Annotated in this window: 1 protein-coding gene; it reads left to right on the forward strand. The window is 60.0% G+C overall.

Features of this window, described 5'->3' with window-relative positions; translation table 11 throughout:
- The first annotated feature begins 169 nt into the window (after positions 1-169).
- Positions 170-1,299 (forward strand): IS3-like element ISRj2 family transposase gene (locus tag JQ631_RS32185; protein WP_085967151.1). Its coding sequence is split into 2 segments (ribosomal slippage): positions 170-422 and positions 422-1,299, totalling 1,131 coding nucleotides; the frame shifts between segments, so codons are not numbered across the junction.
- Positions 1,300-1,501 lie beyond the last annotated feature (202 nt).

Genomic DNA, 1,501 nt, shown 5'->3' on the forward strand with positions numbered 1-1,501 from the left:
TTTGCTGCTTCATCCCTCGTGGTGATCAACAAGATCGATCTGGCGCCGCTGCTTGAATTCGATTTGGAAAAGACCATCGAGAGAGCTGGCCCCGCAAATTCGGACAGTAGCTTGAGTGGATTTTCTGCCTGACAGCGGCGAGGATTCTTGCTGCGAATCAGGAGCGAAGATGACGAAGAAGAGCCGCCGGACGCATTCTCCGGCATTCAAGGCGAAGGTTGCTTTGGCTGCGGTCAAAGGCGACAAGACACTGGCGGAGCTGGCGCAACTGTTTGATGTTCATCCGAACCAGATCACGATCTGGAAAAACCAGCTCCTGGAAGGCGCCGCCGGCGTGTTTGGGCATGACAAGACATCGGCCGAGACGCCGGTCGATTTGAAGGCGTTACATGCCAAGATCGGCGAGCTGGCGTTGGAAAACGATTTTTTGTCCGGCGCGCTCACCAAGGCGGGCCTGCTGAGCGCAAAGCGATGATCGACCGCGATCATGATCTTTCTATCGTGCGCCAGGCGAAGGTCCTGAAGCTGGCTCGCAGCACGGTCTACTATGAACCTCGGCCAGTTTCGGCCGAGGACCTTGCCTTGATGCGTCGGCTCGATGAGCTGCATCTCGATTATCCCTTCGCGGGAGCGCGTATGCTGCGATCGTTGCTGCGGCGGGAGGGCGTATACGCCGGTCGCCGCCACATCGCGACGCTGATGAAGCGCATGCGGATCGAGGCGGTCTATCGTCGCCCGAACACGAGCAAGCCGGCTCCGGGTCACAAGATCTACCCGTACCTGTTGCGCGGATTGAAGATCGAGCGGCCCGACCATGCGTGGGCAATGGACATCACCTACATTCCGATGCGGCGTGGCTTCGTCTATCTCGCGGCGGTCGTCGATGTGTTCAGCCGACGGGTCCTGGCCCATCGCGTCTCGATCACAATGGAGGCGGCCTTCTGCGTCGAAGCGGTCCAGGAGGCGTTGGCGAAGCACGGCAGGCCCGAGATTTTCAACACGGATCAGGGCAGCCAGTTCACCAGCCTCGAGTTCACCGATGTGCTGCTGGACGCGAAGATCGCCATCAGCATGGACGGCAAGGGCGCCTGGCGCGACAACGTGTTTGTCGAGCGGCTCTGGCGCACGGTCAAATACGAAGAAGTATATCTCCGCGCCTACGACAGCGTGTCCGAGGCGCGAGCGTCAATTGCCAAGTATCTGGCCTTCTACAATCAGGGACGCCCTCACTCGAGCCTTGACGGGCGCACGCCCGACGAGGCTTACTTCGGCACGCAAGCTATGGTGATGGCCGCATGACCGTCGCCGACGATTTTGTCGTCGCTCTGGTCGGGCTACGCCCTCCCGACGCAACGACAAAATCGTAAAGCCCCGCGTTCAGCATAACCCGGCAGGAATCCACTTAAATCCAGCGGGGCGCTGTCCAAACAACCGGGGCCAGCTCTGGCTCCTACCTCGGGTGTTTGACGGCGAAGCGCAGCTTCGGCCATGGATGAAGGAT

Source organism: Bradyrhizobium manausense, assembly GCF_018131105.1.
GTDB classification, from domain to species: Bacteria; Pseudomonadota; Alphaproteobacteria; order Rhizobiales; family Xanthobacteraceae; genus Bradyrhizobium; species Bradyrhizobium manausense_B.